18 protein-coding genes are annotated in these 20,283 nt (G+C 71.2%); 11 read left to right on the top strand and 7 right to left on the bottom strand.

Annotated features, from left to right (window positions below; all coding sequences use genetic code 11):
• Positions 1–11 precede the first annotated feature (11 nt).
• The gene (gene hspQ, locus P0084_RS12015) at positions 12–338 is read right to left on the bottom strand and encodes a heat shock protein HspQ (RefSeq protein WP_308917168.1); all 327 of its coding nucleotides are present in this window, start codon (positions 336–338) and stop codon (positions 12–14) included.
• Positions 339–430: 92 nt separating this feature from the next.
• On the opposite strand from hspQ, the gene P0084_RS12020 reads away from it, so the two are divergent.
• Together P0084_RS12020 and P0084_RS12025 are read left to right on the top strand one after the other, a co-directional pair.
• Positions 431–1,312 carry an AEC family transporter gene (locus P0084_RS12020; RefSeq protein WP_308917096.1) on the top strand — a complete coding sequence of 294 codons (882 nt, stop codon included), beginning with the start codon at positions 431–433 and terminating at the stop codon, positions 1,310–1,312.
• Between the two features lie 83 nt (positions 1,313–1,395).
• Positions 1,396–1,977, top strand: a complete 582-nt coding sequence (locus P0084_RS12025) for a transglycosylase SLT domain-containing protein (protein ID WP_308917097.1) — start codon at positions 1,396–1,398, stop codon at positions 1,975–1,977.
• A gap of 299 nt (positions 1,978–2,276) precedes the next feature.
• On the opposite strand, the gene P0084_RS12030 is transcribed toward P0084_RS12025, so the two are convergent.
• A complete protein-coding gene (locus P0084_RS12030; RefSeq protein ID WP_308917098.1) occupies positions 2,277–2,582 on the bottom strand; it encodes a hypothetical protein in 306 nt (101 codons plus the stop codon).
• 79 nt (positions 2,583–2,661) lie between these two features.
• On the opposite strand from P0084_RS12030, the gene P0084_RS12035 reads away from it, so the two are divergent.
• Complete coding sequence (locus P0084_RS12035) at positions 2,662–4,053, top strand: flagellar hook-length control protein FliK (RefSeq protein WP_308917099.1); 1,392 nt, start codon at positions 2,662–2,664, stop codon at positions 4,051–4,053.
• A gap of 24 nt (positions 4,054–4,077) precedes the next feature.
• Positions 4,078–4,773: a flagellar hook capping FlgD N-terminal domain-containing protein gene (locus P0084_RS12040; protein ID WP_308917100.1), complete on the top strand. Its 696-nt coding sequence runs from the start codon at positions 4,078–4,080 to the stop codon at positions 4,771–4,773.
• Positions 4,774–4,791: 18 nt separating this feature from the next.
• On the opposite strand, the gene ubiB is transcribed toward P0084_RS12040, so the two are convergent.
• Both ubiB and ubiE read right to left on the bottom strand, forming a co-directional pair.
• The gene (gene ubiB, locus P0084_RS12045) at positions 4,792–6,342 is read right to left on the bottom strand and encodes a 2-polyprenylphenol 6-hydroxylase (protein ID WP_308917101.1); all 1,551 of its coding nucleotides are present in this window, start codon (positions 6,340–6,342) and stop codon (positions 4,792–4,794) included.
• A gap of 4 nt (positions 6,343–6,346) precedes the next feature.
• The gene (gene ubiE, locus P0084_RS12050) at positions 6,347–7,099 is read right to left on the bottom strand and encodes a bifunctional demethylmenaquinone methyltransferase/2-methoxy-6-polyprenyl-1,4-benzoquinol methylase UbiE (protein ID WP_308917102.1); all 753 of its coding nucleotides are present in this window, start codon (positions 7,097–7,099) and stop codon (positions 6,347–6,349) included.
• Between the two features lie 128 nt (positions 7,100–7,227).
• Here ubiE and mutM point away from each other — a divergent pair, with 128 nt between their 5' ends.
• Positions 7,228–8,079 carry a bifunctional DNA-formamidopyrimidine glycosylase/DNA-(apurinic or apyrimidinic site) lyase gene (gene mutM / locus P0084_RS12055; RefSeq protein WP_308917103.1) on the top strand — a complete coding sequence of 284 codons (852 nt, stop codon included), beginning with the start codon at positions 7,228–7,230 and terminating at the stop codon, positions 8,077–8,079.
• Between the two features lie 87 nt (positions 8,080–8,166).
• Positions 8,167–8,943, top strand: a complete 777-nt coding sequence (locus P0084_RS12060; RefSeq protein ID WP_308917104.1) for an enoyl-CoA hydratase-related protein — start codon at positions 8,167–8,169, stop codon at positions 8,941–8,943.
• Between the two features lie 33 nt (positions 8,944–8,976).
• On the opposite strand, the gene P0084_RS12065 is transcribed toward P0084_RS12060, so the two are convergent.
• Positions 8,977–10,812, bottom strand: coding sequence for an extracellular solute-binding protein (locus tag P0084_RS12065; RefSeq protein ID WP_308917105.1), 1,836 nt, complete (start codon positions 10,810–10,812; stop codon positions 8,977–8,979).
• A 194-nt stretch (positions 10,813–11,006) separates the two neighbouring features.
• On the opposite strand from P0084_RS12065, the gene P0084_RS12070 reads away from it, so the two are divergent.
• Both P0084_RS12070 and P0084_RS12075 read left to right on the top strand, forming a co-directional pair.
• Positions 11,007–12,563: a GMC family oxidoreductase gene (locus tag P0084_RS12070; protein ID WP_308917106.1), complete on the top strand. Its 1,557-nt coding sequence runs from the start codon at positions 11,007–11,009 to the stop codon at positions 12,561–12,563.
• On the top strand, positions 12,563–13,771 hold the full coding sequence (locus P0084_RS12075; protein ID WP_308917107.1) for a glycosyltransferase family 4 protein: 1,209 nt from the start codon (positions 12,563–12,565) through the stop codon (positions 13,769–13,771). Before P0084_RS12070 ends, P0084_RS12075 begins: the two co-directional genes overlap by 1 nt.
• 12 nt (positions 13,772–13,783) lie before the next feature.
• Here P0084_RS12075 and P0084_RS12080 read toward each other — a convergent pair whose 3' ends face one another.
• Positions 13,784–15,208, bottom strand: coding sequence for an oligosaccharide flippase family protein (locus tag P0084_RS12080; RefSeq protein ID WP_308917108.1), 1,425 nt, complete (start codon positions 15,206–15,208; stop codon positions 13,784–13,786).
• Positions 15,209–15,225: 17 nt separating this feature from the next.
• A complete protein-coding gene (locus P0084_RS12085; RefSeq protein WP_308917109.1) occupies positions 15,226–16,239 on the bottom strand; it encodes a glycosyltransferase family 2 protein in 1,014 nt (337 codons plus the stop codon).
• Positions 16,240–16,339: 100 nt separating this feature from the next.
• On the opposite strand from P0084_RS12085, the gene P0084_RS12090 reads away from it, so the two are divergent.
• Genes P0084_RS12090 through P0084_RS12100 form a run of 3 tightly spaced genes read left to right on the top strand, consistent with a single transcriptional unit; the run spans position 16,340 to position 20,256 of the window.
• Positions 16,340–17,326: a UDP-glucuronic acid decarboxylase family protein gene (locus P0084_RS12090; RefSeq protein ID WP_308917110.1), complete on the top strand. Its 987-nt coding sequence runs from the start codon at positions 16,340–16,342 to the stop codon at positions 17,324–17,326.
• 1 nt (position 17,327) lies between these two features.
• Positions 17,328–18,818, top strand: a complete 1,491-nt coding sequence (locus tag P0084_RS12095; RefSeq protein ID WP_308917111.1) for an NAD(P)/FAD-dependent oxidoreductase — start codon at positions 17,328–17,330, stop codon at positions 18,816–18,818.
• A complete protein-coding gene (locus tag P0084_RS12100) occupies positions 18,799–20,256 on the top strand; it encodes a hypothetical protein (RefSeq protein WP_308917112.1) in 1,458 nt (485 codons plus the stop codon). Before P0084_RS12095 ends, P0084_RS12100 begins: the two co-directional genes overlap by 20 nt.
• The last annotated feature ends 27 nt before the right edge of the window (positions 20,257–20,283 follow it).

Genomic DNA, 20,283 nt, shown 5'->3' on the forward strand with positions numbered 1-20,283 from the left:
CCACGCTTCCGTCAGTTCATCGCGAAGTGGAGCGGGTACTGCCGCCCGTCGAACGACCCGAACAGATCCCCCAGGTCGGGATGCTCGATGGGTTCCCCCGTGGCGTCGCGCACGAGGTTCTGCTCGGAAACGTAGGCGACGTAGTAGCTGTGCTCGTTCTCGGCCAGCAGGTGGTAGAACGGCTGGTCCTTGCGCGGACGGGTGTCCGGCGGAAGCGACTGGTACCATTCTTCCGAATTGGAGAACTCGGCGTCGATGTCGAACACGACGCCGCGAAACGGGTGCGACCGATGCCGCACCACTTCCCCCAACCCGAACTTCGCGGCCGTCGCTCGCATCGTCATCGCGTTGCCCTTCCCCATGCCCGTCCCTAGACCACGGAGCGGGGCGGATGTCCATGCGCCCGGCCCCGAATCGTTGGAAACACACCGTGACCCTGGCCCTGACAGTCCTGCAGATCACGGCCCCCGTGTTCCTGCTGGCCGGCATAGGCTTCGTCTGGGTCCGCCTGGGCCACGCCTACGACACGGCCTTCGTCACGCGGCTGGCGATGACCCTCGCGGTGCCCGCCCTGATCCTGACCGCGCTGGCTGGGACCGACCTGGATCCGGCTGCGGTGGGGCGCCTGGCCCTGGCCACTCTGGCCGCCTATGCCGCCGCGCTCGGGCTGTTCCACCTCCTGTGCCGCGCCCTGCGCCTGGAGGTGCGGACCTATCTGGCGCCGCTGGCCTTCGGCAACACCGGAAATCTGGGCCTGCCGCTGTGCCTGTTCGCCTTCGGCGAGGCGGGGCTGGCACTGGGCGTCGTGGTCTTCGCGGTGACGGCGATCGGCAGCTTCACGCTGGGCCTGTGGATCGTGGCGGGCGGCGGATCCCCCCTGCCCGCCCTGCGCGAACCGATGGTCGGCGCGACGATCCTGGGCGGGATCATGCTGGCCCTGGGGTGGGAGCTGCCCGCGGTCGCGGCCAACGCGTTGGGGCTGGTCGGGCAGATGGCGATCCCCTTGATGCTGATCACGCTGGGCGTCGCGGTCGCGCGGCTGCGGCCGTCGGGCATGGGGCGCGTCGCGGGTCTCGCCGCGACGAAGCTGGTCGCGATGACGGCGATGGGCTGGGGCATGGCCCGGGCCTTCGGCCTGGACGACGTGGCGGCGGGCGTCCTGATCCTCCAGATGGCGACGCCGGTCGCAGTCACCTCCTATCTGCTGGCCGCGAAGTACGGCGCCGACGCGGAACGCGTGGCGGGGCTGGTCGTGGTGTCCACGCTGATGGCGATCGCGGCATTGCCGGCACTGCTGACCGTCCTCGTGTGACGGCGGGCTTGGCGGATGGCGCCGGGACGGCTAACCTTCCCCCTACGGTCACCAAGAACCGATTCCGATCGAGCAGGTCAGACATGATGAAGCATCTCTTCGTGGCGGCGGCGCTGGCCGCCCTGGCGTCCTGTGGCGGCGGCGGTTCCGGACAGGCGCCGCGCCTGCTGGACGACGCCTGCGCCATCCTGGACCAGCGCGCGGGCTATCTGTCCGCGTTCCGCGCGACCGAACGCAAGTGGGGCGTGCCCGTCCATGTGCAGATGGCGACGATCCATCAGGAATCGAAGTTCATCTCGGACGCGCGCACGCCGCTGCGCTATGCGCTGGGGGTCATCCCGGTGGGACGGCAATCGTCGGCCTTCGGCTACAGCCAGGCGCTCGACGGGACGTGGAAGGAGTACCTGGTGGAGCAGGGCCGCCTGCGCGCGCGCCGCGACCGCATCCGCGACGCGACCGACTTCATGGGCTGGTACATGACCCAGACCCGCGACGAGTTGGGCATCCCCCTGTCGAACGCCCGCCACCAGTACTTGGCCTATCACGACGGGCGGAACGGTTACCGGCGGGGGACGTGGAAGCGGAAGGGATGGCTGATCGCCGTGTCCGGCCGGGTCGAGCAGCGGGCGGAGATGTACCGCCAGCAACTGCAGCGCTGCAGCTAGGGCCCGCCCCGGAACCACGCGGAGGATAGGCGGGCCGTCCGGTGGACGATCCGTCATGCCGCGCTGCGGCGAAGGATCCTTCCGGTCAGGGCCGGGCCGGACCGTCCCGGTGCCACCAGTCTGCGTCCGAGCGGGGCGCGGTGCAACCGGGGTGATTTCCAAGGAAACAAGGGTCGTGGGTGGGCCCCGGGACGCGGGGGGCGGGCCGGGACGGGCCGATCGGGACGGCGCGGCGCGTGTCTGCGATCCGTCTGCCCCGCGTCGGACGAATTGGTGATTCGGTCAACGGGCGGGGCGCGTCACCGGTCGCCGGCCGCGTCCTTCAGTTCCCGGTAGAGCTGCGCCGCCAGGCTGCCGTCGCCTCGGCCGGCCAGCGCCTCCGCCTGGTGCTTGCGCAGGAAGCTGTCGAACTGCTTGGACGGCCCGTCCTGCGATCCGCCGCCGGCGGGCGACAGGGAGCCCATGCCGGACGCTTCCAACATCTGCTCGAACAGGAGCGACTCCAACTTGACGGCCTGCTGCCAGAGCGGGTCCGCCCGGTCGGGACGCGCGCGGGGCTGCGAGGGGGACGCGGGGTTCGGGGGAATGGGTGCGGTGGGGTCCATGGCAAGTCTCCTTCGCCGCCCCGTTTGAAGGGGACGTCGTAAACATTTCCTCAACGAACGCGCCCTAGGGCTGGCGGCGATGACACCGCTTCCCTTTCCCGATGCCGCGGGCACGACCACGCCCGGGCCCGCCCGCAAGGCGATCCCGGCCGCGTCCGGCACCGTCGAACCGGTCAATGCCCCGACGGCCCCGGACGCGACCCTGGCCTTCGCCCGCGAACTCGCCGCCCTCGCGGGCGATCCGCAGCCCGGCGGGGAGGGCGACCCGGACGCGGATGCGGATTCGGAAGACCCGGACGTGCGGGACGGCACGGAAGCGCCCGCACCGGAGGGGACATCCGAACCGGATGCTCCCGACCCCGCCATCGTCGCAGGGGCCGAGCCGGTCGAGGACCGCGCGGATTTCGACCCCCCGCAGCCGGACGCCGTTCCGGTCGCGCCGGTGCAGCCGGACGTTCCGATCCCCGAGGCGCCCCCTGCCCCGCAGCGAACCGATGCCCCCGAGCCTGCGGCCGTGGCGGACGCACCGTCCCCATCGCCCGAGGGCGGGGTGGGGCCCATGTCGTCCGCGCGGATGCGCCCCCTTTGGGCCGTTCCGGTCGACGACGCGCCCGTCCCCGCAGGGGATCGGGCGGGTGCCGAAATCGCCACGACCGCCGAGCGCGCCACGGCGCAGGCCGCTGCCGCCGCCACCACGACGCCCCCACGGGACGGCGCGCCGGTCCCGCAGGCCGCCCCCGTCGCGCCCGTGCGCGTCGAACCCACGGCCCCCGACCCTACGCGAACCGCGACGGCGCGGATCGACGCGTCGCAGACCCCGTCGGCCGGCACCGCGCCCCCGCCGGACGTGCCGCCGCAGACGTCGCCGGCCCCGACCTGGACCCCGCCGCAGGGTTGGGCCGCCGCGCCGGTGGCCCCGGCCAATGCCAACGCCCCGACATCGCCGCAGCCTGACATCCCCGCCATGCCCGTCGGGTTGGGCGACGTGCAGGTCACCACCCAGCGCGCGGATGCCCCCGCCGCCGCGGCGGCGCCCCCGCCGCAGCCCCCCGTCCCCTTGGCCCAGTTGCCCCAAGCCCTGTCCGCGCGCCTGCAGCAGATGACCGCGCCCCCCGTGACCGAGACCCGGACCGAGATCACCCTGGCGCCCGCCGAGCTGGGACGGGTCACCATCGCCATCGCACGCGACGGCGACGGCATCGCGATCACCCTGACCGCCGATCGACCCGAAACGCTGGACCTGATGCGGCGCCATGCCGATGCGTTGGAACGCAGCGCGTCGGACGGTCCCGTCCGCCTGCGCATGGACCTGTCCGCCGACGGCGGCGCCGGGAACGGCGGCCCCCGCGGCGATCCCGCCGGCGGACAGGATCCGGGAACGACCCCGGCGCAGGGGGGCGAGCCGTCGGACATGGCCCCCCCGTCCCCGCCGCGACCCACGACACCGGGCCGCCTCGACGTCCGCGTCTGACCGCCAGAACCACCGGAGCACCCCATGGAACTGCTGACCCCCAACGAGCCGCCGCAATCCGCGAAGGACGCCGTGCGCCATGCCAACGCCGTGGCCGGCACCGCGAAGGAGGACCGCGGCGATGGCGGGATCTCGCAGGATTTCGACACGTTCCTGAAGCTTCTGACCGCGCAGATGCAGAACCAGGACCCCCTGAACCCCACCGACGGCACGGAATACGCCAGCCAGCTGGCGACGTTCTCGAACGTCGAGCAGGCGGTGCGGACCAACACGCTGCTGGAATCGCTGGTCGCCAAGACCGACCAGGGCCAGTTGGGGCAGCTCGCGTCCTGGATCGGGATGGAGGCGCGCACGACGGAGCCGACCGCCTACGACGGCGGGCCCGTCACGCTGACCGCCCCCATCCCGACCCTCGCCGACACGGCCGAACTGGTGGTGTCCCGCCCCGACGGCACGGTCGTCACGCGCATGGTCCTGGACCCCGACGCGCCCAGCCACACGCTGACGCCGCGCACGGCCGACGGCACCGAACTGGTGCCGGGCACGTACCGGTTCGCCGTGAACTCCGCCTCCGGCGACACGCCGCTCGATCCGGTGGAGGCGGCCCGCTACGTCCCCATCCGGGAGGCGACGATGGATGGCGGCGCCACCACCCTGGTCCTGGAGGGCGGCGTGCGCCTGTCGGCGGACGATGTCACGGGGCTTCGCCCGGGGGCGTGACCCGCATCCGGGGTCCGGTCAGACCACCGCCGCCAGAAGCGCCAGGGCCCCCGCCGTCACGGCGCCCGCGACGAACCACAGCGGTCCCCTCGCGAGGCCACGCTCCAACCGGGGCACGCTGACCTTCAGCGCGGGACGGGCCCCGGGCCGCTGGGCCCGCAGCGCGGCTTCGAGCGCTTCGGGCAGGTGGGGACCGAAGCGGGCCAGGACCCGCGCGGTGCGGATCAGGTCGCGGGCGAAGGCCTTGGGTCCGAGGGATTCACGGACATAGGCCTGCACCTCCGGGCGCGCGGCCTCCCAGATGTTCATGTGGGGGTTCAGCGTTCGCGCGACGCCCTCGACCACGACCATGGTGCGCTGCAGCAGGATCAGCTCGGTGCGGGTCTGCATCCCGAACCGTTCCGTGACCTCGAACAGATAGGTCAGCAGGCGGCCCATCGAGATCCGGCTCGCGTCCATTCCGAAGATCGGCTCGCCCACGGACCGCAGGGCCTGCGCGAACAGGTCCACGTCGCGGTCGGGGGGGACGTATCCAGCCTCGAAGTGGACCTCCGCGACCCGGCGGTAGTCCTTGCGGATGAACCCCATCAGGATCTCGGCATAGACCCGCCGGGTGTACTCGTCCAAGCGACCCATGATGCCGAAGTCCAGGGCGACGATGTCGCCGCCCGGTCCGACCCGCAGGTTCCCCTGGTGCATGTCCGCGTGGAAGTAGCCGTCCCGCAGGGCGTGGCGCAGGAACATCTGCATCAGGCGTTCGGCCAGGGCGGCGCGGTCGTGGCCGGCCGCGTCGATGGCGTCGAGATCGCCCATGGGGATCCCTTCGGCCCAGTCCATGACCATCACCGACCGACCCGACAGGTTCCAGTCGACCGCGGGCACCGCGAAGCCCGCATCCCCCGCCGTGTTGGCCGCGAACTCGCCCGCCGCCGCGGCCTCCGTCCGCAGGTCCAGTTCCTGGGCCACCGTCTCGTCGAAGTGGCGCACCACGTCCATCGGGCGCAGGCGGCGGGTGGCGGGGCTGACCCATTCGATCAGGCGGGCGGCCAGGTAGAAGGCATCGATGTCCTTGCGGAACGCGCGCGCGATGCCCGGGCGCAGCACCTTGACGGCCACGCGCCGTCCGTCCCCGGCCCGCACGGCCCGGTGGACCTGCGCGATGGAGGCCGCGGCCACGGGAGCGGAGAAGTCCTCGAACACGGTGTCGACGGGCAGGCCCAGATCCTTGGCCACCGTCGCGCGCGCCACCTCCGTCGGGAAGGGCGGCAGCTTGTCCTGGAGCACGCGCAGCTGGACCGCCAGGTCGTTGCCGATGAAATCCGGCCGCGTCGACAGGATCTGCCCGAACTTGATGTAGGCGGGGCCCAGCGCCGTGATGGCGCGGGTCACGGGCGGCAGGTCCGGGTCACCCTTGTAGCCCAGCCAGGCGAACGGCTTGCCCAGCGTGCGGGCCAGGAGCCGGAGCGCGGGCGGCGCGTCGATCTGGTCGAGCACGACCTTCATCGCGCCCGTGCGCTCGAACGTCGCCCCGGTGCGGGCGAGGCGCAGGATGTTGTGGGGTCCCCTCACGCGGTCACAGCTTCCAGCCCGAATGCAGCGCCGCGATGCCGAAGCTCAGGTTGCGGTACTTCACGTTCCCGAACCCGGCCGCCTGCACCATCTCCGCGAAGGCGTCCTGGTCGGGAAAGCGCCGGATCGATTCCACGAGATACCGGTAGCTGTCGCGATCGCCCGCGATGGCCTGCCCCATGCGCGGAATCACGTTGAACGAATAGAGGTCATAGGCGCGCTGCATCAGCGGATTGGGGAGCTGGCTGAACTCCAGCACCATCAGCCGCCCGCCGGGGCGCAGGACGCGGTGGGCCTCCACCAGGGCCGCGTCGATCCGCGTGACGTTCCGGATGCCGAACGCGATCGTATAGGCGTCGAACGTGTTCGCCCCGAACGGCAGCGCCATGGCGTCGCCCGCGACCCAGTCCAGCCGATCGGCCAGGTCGGCGGCCTCCGCCCGCGCGCGGCCCGCGACGAGCATCCCTTCGGTCAGGTCGCAGACGGTGGCGGTGGCGTCCGGCGCGCGGTCCAGGAAGCGGAACGCGATATCGCCCGTGCCGCCCGCCACGTCCAGCAGGCGCTGGCCCGGCCGGGGCGCCAGCCAGTCCATCATCGCGTCCTTCCACAGCCGGTGGATGCCCAGCGACATGGCGTCGTTCATGACGTCGTACTTGTTCGCGACGTTCGTGAACACGCCGTGCACCCGGCCCGCCTTCCTGTCCTCGGGAATCTCCTCGAACCCGAAATGGGTGGTGCGGCCGGTGTCGGAAGGCATGGATTCGTCCTGTCGGTGGTTCGGTTGAGGTATAGGGCGCCGCCGGTCGGGCGGAAGGGGCGGCGGCGGGTCCCGTTGCTGCGCCCCGCCCCTTCCGCCGCGCCCCTGGGCGTCCCATATCCCGCCTCATGCCCGAACTGCCCGAAGTCGAGACGGTCCGCCGCGGCCTGGCGCCGGCGCTGCAGGGCGCGCGGCTGGTGCGGGTGGACGTGAACCGCCCCGACCTGCGCTGGCCCTTCCCGGAGCGCATGGCCGAACGATTGACCGGCGCGACCGTGATCGCGCTGGACCGGCGGTCGAAGTACCTGCTGGCGCATCTCGACACCGCCGAAACGCTGATCGTGCATCTGGGCATGTCGGGGCGCATGGTGGTCGACGACGCGCTCCGGCCCGGTGCGTTCCACCGCGACGCGGGCTGGCATCCCCGGCACGACCACGTCGTGCTGCACACGGACGCGCACCGGGTCACCTTCAACGACGCCCGGCGCTTCGGGTTCTGGGACCTGGCGCCCACGGACGCGCTGGACGCCACGCGCCATTTCGCGCGCATGGGGCCGGAACCGCTGAGCGACGGCTTCCACGCGGACCACTTGATCGCCGCGTTCCGCCGCAAGGCCAGCCCGGTCAAGGCGGCCTTGCTGGATCAGCGCGTCGTTGCGGGCTTGGGCAACATCTATGTCTGCGAGGCGCTGCACCGCGCGGGCATCAGCCCCACCCGCAAGGCGGGGCGCATCGCGCCCCGGCGCGTGGCCACCCTGGTCCCCGTCATCCGCGACGTCCTGGCGGAGGCCATCGAGGCGGGCGGATCGTCCCTGCGCGACCACCGGCAGGCGGACGGGTCGCTGGGCTACTTCCAGCACGGGTTCGCCGCCTACGACCGGGAAGGGCAGCCCTGCCCCCGCGACGCCTGCGACGGCACGATCCGGCGCATCGTCCAGGGCGGACGGTCGACGTTCCATTGCCCCGTCTGCCAACGCTGACGTCGCCCCCGGCGCCGCGACAATCCCCCCCTTGCGCGCCCCCGCGTCCCGTTGCACCCCTCTGACTTCGTCCACCCGGAGGGACCGATGGGATACCAGAACCTGAACGTCGAGGTCGCGGACCACGTCGCCCTGATCCGGCTGGACCGGCCCGACGCGATGAACGCCCTGTCCGCCGACCTGCTGGAGGAGCTGGTCCGCGCGCTGGGCAAGGCGCAGGCCGACGACAAGGTGCGCTGCATCGTGCTGACGGGGTCGGACAAGGCGTTCGCCGCGGGCGCCGACATCGCCGAGATGGCTGAGACGTCCTTCGCCGAGGCCTTCATGGGCGATCTGTTCGGGCAGCAGGCGGACGCGATCCTGCGCATCCGCAAGCCCATCGTCGCGGCGGTCGCGGGCTATGCGCTGGGCGGGGGGTGCGAGCTGGCGATGATGTGCGACATCGTCATCGCCGCGGACACCGCCAAGTTCGGCCAGCCGGAGATTAACCTGGGGATCGTCGCGGGCATGGGGGGCACCCAGCGCCTGACCCGCGCGGTGGGCAAGGCCAAGGCCATGGACATGCACCTGACGGGCCGCTTCATGTCCGCCGAGGAGGCCGAGCGGTCGGGCCTCGTCAGCCGCGTCGTGCCCGCGAAGAAGGTGGTCGACGAGGCGCTGGCCGCCGCGGCCAAGATCGCGGAGAAGTCGATGGTCACCGCCACCGCCGTCAAGGAGGCCGTGAACGCCAGCCAGGAGATGCCGCTCGCGCAGGGGTTGCTGTTCGAGCGTCGCCTGTTCCACGCGCTCTTCGCGACGGAGGATCAGGCGGAGGGGATGTCCGCCTTCGTCGACAAGCGCGAGGCGCAGTTCAGGGACCGGTGACGCGACCGGAGGACCGCGGCCTTCCCCGTCGCGTCACAGCGCGCCCTGCGCCCGCAAGGCGTCCAGCTTCCCGCGATCCAGCCACCAGGCTTCCACGTTGCGCATGAAGTCGTAGGGGGCGGGCGCCGGGGGCATGCCGAAGACGTCCCAGACGGCGATGCGGTGCGTGCCGGAATGCCAGTTGGGCACCCAAAGCCGCTTGGACCGCAGCACGCGGTCCAGCGCGCGGGCCGCGACCTCCAGGGTTTCGCGGTCCCGGGCGTCCACGACCGCTTCGATCAGCGCGTCCACCACCGGATCGGCGATGCCGCTGAGGTTGTTCGATCCGTCCGCCCCCGCCGCGTCCGACCCGTAGAACGCGCGCAGCTCCGCCGCCGGGGTGACCGCGACACTCCAGGCGCCGACGATCAGGTCGAAGTCGAACTGGCGCCGCCGCTCGGCCTGGGTGGCCGCATCGGTCTGCGCGATGCGGAGGTCGATGCCCAGCGCCTCCGCGTTCTCCTCGATGGGGGTCAGGACGCGCAGCATGGTCTGGCTGTCCTCCGGCAGGTGCAGCGTCAGGAGCGCGCCATCTGCGTCCCGCCGCATCCCGTCCGCGCCCACGACCCACCCGGCCGCGTCGAGGAGCCGTCCGGCGGCGCGCAGGCCGCGGCGGTCGCGGGCCGTCGCCGCCCCCGCATAGGGAACGTGCGCGGGTTCGGTGAACACCTCCGGCGGGAGTTGGTCGCGAAAGGGCTCCAGCAAGGCCAGCTCGTCGCCGGTGGGCAGCCCTTCCGCCTGCATCGACGTGTTCTCGAAGAAGCTGTCCGTCCGCCTGTAGGCGTCATAGAACAGCGTCGCGTTCGTCCATTCGAAGTTGAACAGGTACTCCAACGCCTCGCGCACCCGGATGTCCTGCAGGTGGGGCCGTCTGGTGTTGATCCAGATGCCCTGCGCGTTGGCGGGCCTGCCGTCCGGCAGCTCGATCTTCCTGACCCAACCGTTCCGCGCGGCCGGAAAGTCGTAGCCCGTGGCCCAGGACGCCGACCGGAACTCGACCCGCATCAGGTACTCGCCGGCGGCGAACGCTTCCAGGCCCACGGTGTCGTCGGTGAAGTACTCGTAGGCGAAGCAGTCGAAGTTGTTCCGGCCCGCGTTCACGGGCAGGTCGGCGCCCCAATAGTCCGGAGCGCGGCAGAACCGGATCGTCCGCGGGGCGTCGATCGTCTCGACGACGTAGGGCCCCGATCCCAGCGGCGCGGCGAGCCACGTCTCGTCGAACGGGTTCTCGTCGTAGAAGTGCTCCGGCAGCACGGGCAGTTGCGCGATGTCGGCGGGCAGCGCGCGCCCCGCCCCCGGCGTCAGGTCGAAGCGCACGCGGTGGGGGCCTTCGGCGACCATCGCCTCCACGTTCCCCAGCAGGTTGCGATAGAACGGGTGCCCCTGCGTTCTGAGCGCCTCCACCGTGAAGATCACGTCGGACGCCTCCACCGGGGAGCCGTCGTGGAAGCGCGCTTCGGGCCGCATCTCGAACGCGACGTAGGACAGGTCTTCGGGATACTCGATCGTCTCCGCGACCAGGCCATAGACGGCGTCGGGCTCGTCGTTGGCCCGCACCATCAGGCTGTCGTAGACGTGGTGCTGGACCTCCGGCGCGGTGTCGCCCTTGATGATGAAGGCGTTGAGGCTGTTGAAGGTCGGCGTGCCGTAGAGCTGCCGCTGGCTCATCGTGCCGCCCTGCGGTGCGTCCGGATCGGCATAGTCGAACCGCGTGAAGTCCGGCCCGTACTTCAGGTCGCCGAAGGCCGAATAGCCGTGGCTGACCGTGACGTCGGCCGAGGCCTGGCCGGCCAGCGCCAGGGCGAGGATGACGGGAAGAAACGGCTTCATGGGACCCTCCGAACGCAGGCCTCCAGGAGGCATCGGTCCGGGCCCGGCCGTCAAGGGTCGAAGGGTCGCGGGGCCGGCGCACCCGCATGGACCGCCGCCGCGGCGGCGGAACGGGACGGGGATTGGTTCCCCCCGCCCGATGCCCTAGTCTGCCGTCCGGGGCGCGCGAGCGCGCGCGGGTTAGGACTTACGCGATGATCACCGACATCTCCGACTTGGCGGGCCACGACGATCCCGTCGCGCAGGTCGTCGTCGTGGGGACGGGCATCGCGGGCGTCACCGTCGCGCTGCACCTGGCGCGCCGGGGTGCCGAGGTGATCCTGCTGGAAAGCGGGCGGGAAGCGTTCGACCCCGCGATCCAGGCGCTGAACGAGCTGGACTTCGCGGGCAAGCCCCACCGCACGGTGGATCCGGACGCCCCGTATCACCGCTATCTCGACCCGGCCCTGCGCGGCATCAGCCGTTTGCGGCGGTTCGGCGGGACCAGCATGGCCTGGACGGGGAAGTGGAAGTACCTTCAGCGCAGCGACTTCGAGCCGCGACCCTGGGTGCCCGACAGCGACTGGCCCATCGATCTGGACGAGCTGCTGCCGCACTACCGCGCCGCCGCGCGCGAATGCGGCTTCGGCGACCTGGAGGCCGCGGAACACCGCCCCGCGGTCGCGGCACTGCGCCGGACCGTGGCGGACCACGGCCTGAAGCTGTCGAGCTTCTATTGGGAGGCGGAGCCGATGCGCACCGCCACCCGCTTCGGCGACGAGATGCGGCGGATGCCGAACCTCCACGTGATCCTGGGGGCGACGGCGACCGAGTTGCTGTGCTCGCCCGACGGGCGCCGGGTCGAGGGGGTGCGCTGTGCCGACCTGGATGGCCACCGCATCACCGTGCGGGGCGATCAGGTCGTCCTGGCCGCCGGCGCCCTGGAGACCGCCCGCCTGATGCTGGCGTCGGACGCGGTGACGGAGGGCGGCGTGGGGAACGCGAACGGGCTGGTGGGCCGGTTCTATACGGACCATCCGAAGCACCATTTCGGCACGCTCTGGCCGGGTCCGGTCCTCGCCGCCAACGCGGCCCTGTTCCAGTACGCCCCCAAGCCGCGCTTCTGCCTGTGCCTTTCGCTCGACGATCGCACGCAAAGGGCCGAGGGGCTGCTGGAGCACGTCATCTACCTGAAGCCGATCTACGAGAACCGGCTGGAGGCGGCGCGCCGCCTGCTGCGCGGGGGGCGTGCCGTGCGCGACGGAAACGGGCGTGCGCCGTTCTATCGCATCAAGTTCGTCACCGAGCAGGCGCCCCACCGCGACAGCCGGGTCCGCCTGGGCGCGGAGGTCGACGCGCTGGGCGTGCGTCGCGCGGTGCTGGACTGGCGGTTCACGGATCTGGACGCCCGATCGATGGCCCGCGTCGTCGCCCTGTCGGAGGATCGGATCGAGGCCTGCGGCCTGGGGCGCGTCGATTGGGGCGACGACCCGCCCCGACTGGACGGCATGACCGACGCGGCCCACCAGATGGGGACGACCCGGATGGCGGCGCGCCCCGAGGACGGCGTCGTCGACCCCCATTGCCGCGTATGGGGGACGGCCAACCTGCATGTCGCCGGGTCCGCCGTGTTCCCGACGGGCCCCTCCTATTCGCCCACCTTCACCATCCTCGCCCTGGCCCGGCGCCTGGGCGACCGCCTCGCGTCGGGGATGGGGCTTCCCGAACGGAGCGGCGATGCGATCCCGGAGCCGATGCCGCGGACCGGCTGATGTCGGACGGCCCGCGCATCGAGTATTTCCACCGCGCCTCCGTGCCGGGGCCGACGGCGGGGGCGATCCAGATCCTGCGGACCGGCGCGGCCCTGGCCGCGGCCGGCGTCCCGTTCCGGTACCACGCGATGGCCCCCGTCGCGGACAGGGATGCGATCGCGGCGGCCTACGACCTCGACCGTCGGCACGACTGGGCGGTCACGGCCCTGTTCCCGCGGCCCGGCTGGACGGGTCGGCCGCGGGGCGTGGCCCTGCCGTTCCGGCTGGCCCGGCTGCGGACCGAAGGCGGGCGTGCCGTGTGGATTGCGCGGGGCGGGGCGGCGGACCCCGTGGTGGACGCCCTGCGACGGGGGGGAGCCCCCGTCACGTTCCTCTACGAGATGCACAACCTCGCCCATGTCCGCGCCGTCGAGCGGGATCTCGGCCGGAGGGCGGACGCCGCCGACCTGGACACCGACCGGGCCCGGACCGCCAAGGCCCGCGAGGCACGGCGCGTGGCGGCGGCGGACGGGTTGGTGTTCCTGTCCGACGGCGTGGCGCGCGCCGCGCGCGATGCCTTCGCCTGTCGGGCGCCGAGCCTGATCCTGCCCAGCGGGACCGACGTCCCGGCCCGGCTGCCCGAGCCATCGGGACCGCCGGTCGACGTGGTGTATGCGGGCAAGCTGGAACGGCGGAAGGGCGTGGGCCTGCTGCTCGACGCGTTGCGCCTGCTGCCGGGCCGGACCGCGGCCCTGGCGGGCGGACCGGATGCGGCCGCGAGCGATCTGCGGGACGCCATCCGGGCGGCGGGCCTGGACGAGCGCGTGCATGTCGCGGGACCCCTTCCCGCCGCGGAGGTGCCCGCCTTCCTGATGCGCGGCGCGGTCGCCTGCTGCCCCCTGCCCGCCGGCGTGGACCGGGTGTCGGACGAGTTCAGCAGCCCCATGAAGCTGCTGCAGGCGATGGGCCTGGGGCGGCCCGTCGTCGCGACGGGGGTCGGGCCGGTCCGGGCCGTCGCCTCGGACGGGGCGGATGCGTTGCTGGTGCCCCCCGACGATCCGCATGCCCTGGCCGCGGGCATCGAGCGTCTGCTGTCCGACGCACCGCTGGCCGCCCGGCTGGGGCGCGCGGCCTGTCGGCGTGCCGGGGACTTCACCTGGGATCGCAGGGCCGCGGCGCTGCTCGACTTCGCCGCATCCCTGTCAGCAGTGCGGACCGGGTCCCGATAGCCGCGCCGCGGTTCAGACCCCCAGCAGCCGCCGCGCCTGCACCAAGAGGGGATGACGCGTGAGCATGGCGCAGACCGACCATCCGGCGGCCGCCGCAGCACCCCCCAGGGCCAGCGTCGCCACGGGCCCGGCCACGCCGCCCGCGGTCAGAACGGCGGGTCCGAGGGCCGCCGCCGCGGCCAACGCCGCCGCCCGGGCCTGGATGCGCCGCATCGCGCCGGGATCGTAGGGGGTCAGGCTCCGCACCGCCCGCGCGATGCGGAACGCCTTGATCCAGGCTGCGGCGACCAGGGCCACGCAGACCGCCTCGATGGAATGGAACGCCGCGCCCGCGACCAGGGCGAAGCCGATGACCTGCTGCACGATCTGGATCCGCAGCATCACGCCCTCCTCCCCGATGGCGGCGAAGAACTTCGTGCTCATGCGGGTGAACGGATAGGCCAGGATCGCCAGCGCCAGGATGCGGACCAGGGGGACCGTGTCCGTCCACCCCGTCCCCAGCAGGACCTCCACCAGGGGTTCGGCCAGGATCGCGATGACGATCGCCGCCGGCCACATCACGGCGACGAGGTGGTCGACCTTCGTCAGATAGACCCGCGCGCCGGTGCCGCCCTCGCGGAGGGCGGCGGCCATGACCGGCAGGACCATCGGCTTGATCCCGTCCACCATCGCCGTGTCCGCCAGCCGCGACAGCGTCTGGGCCCGGTTCAACAGGCCAAGCGCCGCGGGCCCCGCGACGGAGGCCAACAGCATCGTGCGCAGCATCACCGAAGCGCGTGGCAGCAGGCCCGTGGCGGTGTAGGTCCCGCCGAAGCGGAACGCCGCGCGCCATTCGGTCAGGCGCGGCCGCAGGGCGGGACGGTCGGGATGACCCACCAGCAACAGCAGCAGCCGCGCCACCGTGCTGGCGAACAGGCCCCCGATCAGCGCCGCGGCGCCTGCCCCCCAGACCGCGAGCGCGATGGCGCCCGCGACCTGGATGGCCGCGCAGGCCAGGTCGATGCGCACGATCAGCGCCGTCTGCAGGTCGCGGCGCAGGCTCGCCTCCAGGATCAGGATCGGGGGCAGGACGGCGACCGTTCCGGCCACGATCGCCAACAGGGGCGTCAGATCGGAAAGCAGGTCCAGGGACGTGAAGGTCGCCGCCGTTCCCAGCAGGATGGCCACCGCGACCAGGGCCGTGGCGACCGATACGCCCAGCGCGGTGGCGAGGGCGTCGGGCGCGAGGGTGACCGCCCGTCCGCGGATCAGATGGGCGTCCTGGCCGAACTGCACCAGCACGGCGGCGAACTGGAAGACCGTGAAGGCGATGGCGTAGAGGCCGAACGCCTCCGCGGGAAGCAGGCGCGCCGTGACCATCAACCCCGCCACGTTGATCGCCAGGACGCCCTGATGCCAAATCGCCGTCTGCGCCAGCGCCCGGACGGATCGCCCCACCGGGGCCCGATGCGTCGTCACCCGGCGAGGCCCAGCCGGACCTTCGCGTATCCCGCCAGGGCCGCGACGTAGTGCAGGGCATGCCAGGGAACGGCCCGTGCCGCGAAGCCCGGCCCGCGCATGCTCGCCAGATCGGACAGGAAGGGCCAACTCGCTAGAAGGAACACCGACGCCCCCGCCAGGAGAGCGGCCGCCCCCAACGGGAACGCCACGAGCGCGAGGACGACCCCGAGGCAGGCCAGCGCCACGCCGAAGGCCGCGGTTCGATGTCGCGCGTCCGTGTTCAGCCGACCCGCGTGCAGGCGCCCGTCCCGCAGGAGCCGCGTCCATGGAACCGCGCGACCGTCCATGTCGGTTCGGAACAGCGAGCCGGGCGTCCAGACCTTCAGGTGCGTGCCCTGCAACCGCGGATCGAGGACGATCCGGCCCCCGTCCTCGGTCAGGCGAAGCCCGAACTCGACGTCCTCGATGTTCTCCCATTCGGGACGCAACCCGCCCGCCGCCTCGAAGGCGTCGCGGCGGACCGCCCCGATGCCGGTCCAGAACGTGTCCGACGCGCCGGCCCCCCGCTGGTGGACCCAATGGTGCAGCAGGTTCCGATAATCGCTGACGACGCTGCCCCCGTCCGCCCTGTCGTCGTAGCTGCCGATCACCGCGGTCACGTCCGGGTCCGCGAAGTGCCGCGCCAGCGCGCCGCGGACGTCGCCATGGACGACCACGTCGGCGTCGACCATCAGGACGACGTCCGGTGGTTCGGGACCTTCCGACAGCGCGGCCATTCCGCGGTTGCGGGCCCGGGCCGGACGCAGCGGGTCGGGGTTGCACAGGACGCGCACGCCGTGCGCGCGCGCCACGTCCGCCGTGCCATCGGTCGAGCCGTCGTCGACCACCAGGCAGTCGCCCGCCGCGAACCCGGAATCCAGTATCCCCGCGGGGCACGGACCCAACGTATCCTCGGCCTGATGGGCGGGGACGAGCACCGCGATGGCCGGTCGCGACGAAGCGGAGATCTCTTGCGTTCTCAAATCCATACCTCGCCCTATCTGGTCCGGAGCCGCGAAGAATTCCGTCGCATAGCCGTTACAATCCCCAGGGAAATTGTTTAACTTGTCGGTCAGGAGGACAACAGTGTTGAAACGTGTTCTGGTTTCCGGCGGGGCGGGCTTCTTGGGAAGCCATCTCTGCGATTATCTGGTCCGGGAAGGCCACGATGTCCTGTGCGTGGACAACTATTCTTCCGGTGCCAAGAAAAACATCGCCCATCTGCTCGGCCGGCCCAACTTCGAGGCGATCCGTCACGACGTGACCCATCCGCTGCACGTGGAGATCGACCGGATCTACAACCTGGCCTGCCCGGCGTCGCCGCGGGACTATCAGCTGGATCCCGTGCAGACGATGAAGACGAGCGTGATTGGCGCGATCAACATGCTGGGATTGGCCAAGCGGACGGGCGCACGGATCCTGCAGACCTCGACCTCGGAGGTGTATGGCGAGCCGTTGGAGCATCCGCAGACGGAAACATACACGGGCAACGTCGACATCCTGGGGCCGCGCGCGTGCTACGACGAAGGCAAGCGCTGCGCGGAGACGCTGTTCCACGATTATCGCCGCCAGCACGGCGTCGACATCAGGATCGTGCGGCTGTTCAACACATATGGCCCGCGGATGCGGGCGAACGACGGGCGCGTCGTCTCCAACTTCGTGACGCAGGCCCTGGCGGGCGATGCGCTGACGATCCATGGGGATGGAACCCAGACACGGTCCTTCTGTTACGTCGATGACATGATACGGGGGATCGTGGGCGTCATGGAGGCCCCGGACGACGAGGGCGAACCCATCAACCTGGGCAACCCCGAGGAGGTGACGATCGCCGAGCTCGCGCGCCGGGTCGCGGACCTCGCGGGCGTGGCGCTGCGGATGGTCGAGCAGGAACGGCCCGCGAACGACCCGTCCCGGCGGCGACCCCATATCGGGCGTGCCGACGCCCGCATCGGCTGGCGGCCGACGGTCCCCTTGCAGGACGGTCTGACCCGGACCATCGCTTATTTCCGCGGCGACGACGCCGCCAACATCACGCCCCTGTCCGCCACGTCGGGGCTGGCCCATGCGGGGGAATGACATGACGGACACGCAATCGACCGACGTCGCCGTCATAGGCGCGGGACCGGCGGGATTGACGACTGCCTACGAGTTGTCGCGCATCGCGCCCGATCTGGACGTCGCCACGTTCGAAGGATCGTCGGAGATCGGCGGAATCTCCCGCACGGTGGTGTACGATGGATACCGCGTCGACATCGGCGGGCATCGCTTCTTCACCAAGATCGAGGAGGTCAAGCAGGTCTGGCACGAGATCCTGGGCGACGAGTTCCTGCGCCGCCCGCGCAAGAGCCGGATCTTCTATCGCGGCAAGTTCTACGACTATCCGCTGCGCATCTTCAATGCGCTGGGGAACATCGGCGCGTACGAATCCGCGCGCATCATGATCAGCTATCTTAAGTGGCAGGTCCGCCCGCACAAGGTGGAGGACAACTTCGAGGAATGGGTGATGAACCGCTTCGGCGGGCGCCTCTACATGCATTTCTTCCGCTCCTACACGGCGAAGGTGTGGGGGATCGATCCCAAGCACATCCAGGCCGACTGGGCGGCGCAGCGGATCAAGTCGATGACGCTGTGGAGCGTCGCGATGAAGGCGCTGACCGGACGTTCGGAGGAGACCAGCCTGATCGAGGAGTTCGATTATCCCCGTCACGGTCCCGGTCAGATGTGGGAACGCTGCGTCGATATCCTGCGCGAGCGCGGGCAATCCGTCCGCATGGAGGCTTGGGTCGACCGGATCGAGCGGGACGGCGACCGCGTGACGGCCTTGCGCGTGCGCACCCCGGACGGCGACCTGCGCGTGGAGGCGGAGCACTTCGTCAACAGCATGGCCGTGCGCGACCTGATCCATGCCTTCGACCCGCCCCCGCCCCCCGCGGTGGTCGAGGCGGCGGACCGGCTGAAGTACCGCGACTTCCTGATCGTCGCGCTGGTGCTCGATACGCCGGACCCGTTCGACGACAACTGGATCTACATCCATTCCGACGACGTCCGGGTCGGGCGCATCCAGAACTTCCGGTCCTGGTCCGAAGCCATGGTCGCCGATCCCGCGCACAGCTCCATCGGGATGGAGTACTTCTGCAACGAGGGCGAGGACCTGTGGTCGATGGACGACGATGCGCTCGTCGCCGCGGCCGGCCAGGAGCTGGAAGCCCTGGGCCTGGCCCGGTCCGGGTCCATCCTGAAGGGCAAGGTGATCCGCCAGAAGAAGGCCTATCCCGTCTACGACACCGCCTATCGGGACGCGCTGGACGTCGTGTCCGACTGGCTGAAGGGGTTGGAGAACCTCCAGACCGTCGGGCGCAACGGGCTGCACCGCTACAACAACCAGGATCATTCGATGCTGACCGGCCTTTACGCGGCCCGCAACATCACCGGCGCCACGCACGACCTTTGGGACGTCAACGTCGAGCGATCCTACCACGAGGAGATGCAGGTTCCGGACGACAAGGAGTCGTCCGCGCAGGACCTGCCCGACGAACGCGACGAGTCGCATGACGCGAAGGCAGCCTGACGGGGGACGGGTGCCGGACGGCGCCCCGCTCGTGGGCGGTCGCGGTGCCGCCCTCGCCCTCGGTCTGGCGGTGGCGTTGTGCTGGCCGATGTGGCTGACGGGGACGGCGCTGCGGTTCCCGGACACCGATGGCTACCTCAAGGCGGGAGAGGCGATCTGGTCCTATGCCGATGCTCTGTTGCTCACAGCTCAAACCGGCGTCGAACCGGTGGCGGATACCGTCGGGGGATCGGTACGAGACGAGGCTGGCCAAGCGGCGACGGGGCGGAGCCTGACCTATTCAGCCGTGGTCCATGCAATGCGCGAGACCGGCGGCGTCTGGGTGGCTGCAATCGTCCAGACCTGGGTCGTGATCTTCGTCGCGTTGGCCCTGGTAACGTCGGCCGCCCTGGCGCATCCGCGGATGCTCACGACTGGCGCGGTCGCGCTCGGGACCGTCACGCCACTTCCCTTCCACGCCGTCTTCATCATGCCGGATTTGCTGGCGGCGGTGCCGATCCTGTTCGGCGCGATCTTGGCGTGGCGCTGGGACGACCTCACCCGGGGACAGGCCATGCTGATGACGGCATTCGCGATCTTCGCGGCGTCAGCGCATTACGGCAACGTGCCCCTGATGGCCGGCTGCGTAGGTGGGGCCGTCATGCTTCGCCTGCTGACGCGCCGCAGGCTCACGGCGGGACTGGGAGCGGCGGCGTTGGCCGCCGTGGCCGTGGCTCCGCTGACGAATGTCGGCGCATCGAGGGCGGCGCTGGACGAACCGAGCATCGCGCCGCTTCGCCTGCCGATCCTGCTCGCCCGTTCGATCGAGGACGGACCTGCTCGCTGGCATCTGGAGGCCAACTGCCCCGATGCGGCGCCCGCCACCTGCGCCATCCTCGATGGCTATGTCCCCGACGACGTGGGCGAGTTCCTGTGGTCCGGCGATGGCATCGCCCGGATCTCCGCCGAGGAGATGGCCGCGATCCGGTCGGAGGAGGCGCGGATCCTGATCGGCGCGTTCCGGGCCCATCCAATGGCACAGACGACGTCCATTCTGTCGAACGCTGCGCGACAGACCATCACGATCGGAACCGGCAACCTAGTTCCGGCAGACATAATCGACGCGACCGAAGCGCAGGATCCGGACGCCGCGCGGGCGTTGCTCGATCGGTTCGACGCCGTCACGGTCTGGGGCACGTGGATCCTGTCGGGCGCGGCCCTGGTCGGCTTCGCCCTGGCGCGGCCCGGACCCGGTCCCATCCTCGCGGTGGTGGCCATCGCGGGCGGCCTGATCGTGAACGCGGGCATCTTCGGCGGCCTGTCCGCGCCCGTGGAACGGTATCAGTCCCGGGTGATCTGGACGCTTCCCTTCGTCTTGATGGTCGCCGCCACGCATGCGCGTGCGACGACGGTCGCGATCCCGTCTCCGGGGCGTCGTGCCAGGAGCGTGACGTCGTGATGGCCGCCGGGGGATCGGACGCGTTCC

It is taken from the genome of Jannaschia maritima (assembly GCF_030973515.1).
In the GTDB taxonomy this organism is placed as follows: domain Bacteria; phylum Pseudomonadota; class Alphaproteobacteria; order Rhodobacterales; family Rhodobacteraceae; genus Jannaschia; species Jannaschia maritima.

Excerpts from the sequence above, each read along its gene's own strand:
- hspQ (WP_308917168.1), bottom strand. The coding sequence starts at position 338 with ATGCGAGCGACGGCCGCGAAGTTCGGGTTGGGGGAAGTGGTGCGGCAT.
- P0084_RS12025 (WP_308917097.1), top strand. The coding sequence starts at position 1,396 with ATGATGAAGCATCTCTTCGTGGCGGCGGCGCTGGCCGCCCTGGCGTCC.
- P0084_RS12030 (WP_308917098.1), bottom strand. The coding sequence starts at position 2,582 with ATGGACCCCACCGCACCCATTCCCCCGAACCCCGCGTCCCCCTCGCAG.
- P0084_RS12035 (WP_308917099.1), top strand. The coding sequence starts at position 2,662 with ATGACACCGCTTCCCTTTCCCGATGCCGCGGGCACGACCACGCCCGGG.
- P0084_RS12040 (WP_308917100.1), top strand. The coding sequence starts at position 4,078 with ATGGAACTGCTGACCCCCAACGAGCCGCCGCAATCCGCGAAGGACGCC.
- ubiE (WP_308917102.1), bottom strand. The coding sequence starts at position 7,099 with ATGCCTTCCGACACCGGCCGCACCACCCATTTCGGGTTCGAGGAGATT.
- mutM (WP_308917103.1), top strand. The coding sequence starts at position 7,228 with ATGCCCGAACTGCCCGAAGTCGAGACGGTCCGCCGCGGCCTGGCGCCG.
- P0084_RS12060 (WP_308917104.1), top strand. The coding sequence starts at position 8,167 with ATGGGATACCAGAACCTGAACGTCGAGGTCGCGGACCACGTCGCCCTG.
- P0084_RS12065 (WP_308917105.1), bottom strand. The coding sequence starts at position 10,812 with ATGAAGCCGTTTCTTCCCGTCATCCTCGCCCTGGCGCTGGCCGGCCAG.
- P0084_RS12070 (WP_308917106.1), top strand. The coding sequence starts at position 11,007 with ATGATCACCGACATCTCCGACTTGGCGGGCCACGACGATCCCGTCGCG.
- P0084_RS12075 (WP_308917107.1), top strand. The coding sequence starts at position 12,563 with ATGTCGGACGGCCCGCGCATCGAGTATTTCCACCGCGCCTCCGTGCCG.
- P0084_RS12085 (WP_308917109.1), bottom strand. The coding sequence starts at position 16,239 with ATGGATTTGAGAACGCAAGAGATCTCCGCTTCGTCGCGACCGGCCATC.
- P0084_RS12095 (WP_308917111.1), top strand. The coding sequence starts at position 17,328 with ATGACGGACACGCAATCGACCGACGTCGCCGTCATAGGCGCGGGACCG.
- P0084_RS12100 (WP_308917112.1), top strand. The coding sequence starts at position 18,799 with ATGACGCGAAGGCAGCCTGACGGGGGACGGGTGCCGGACGGCGCCCCG.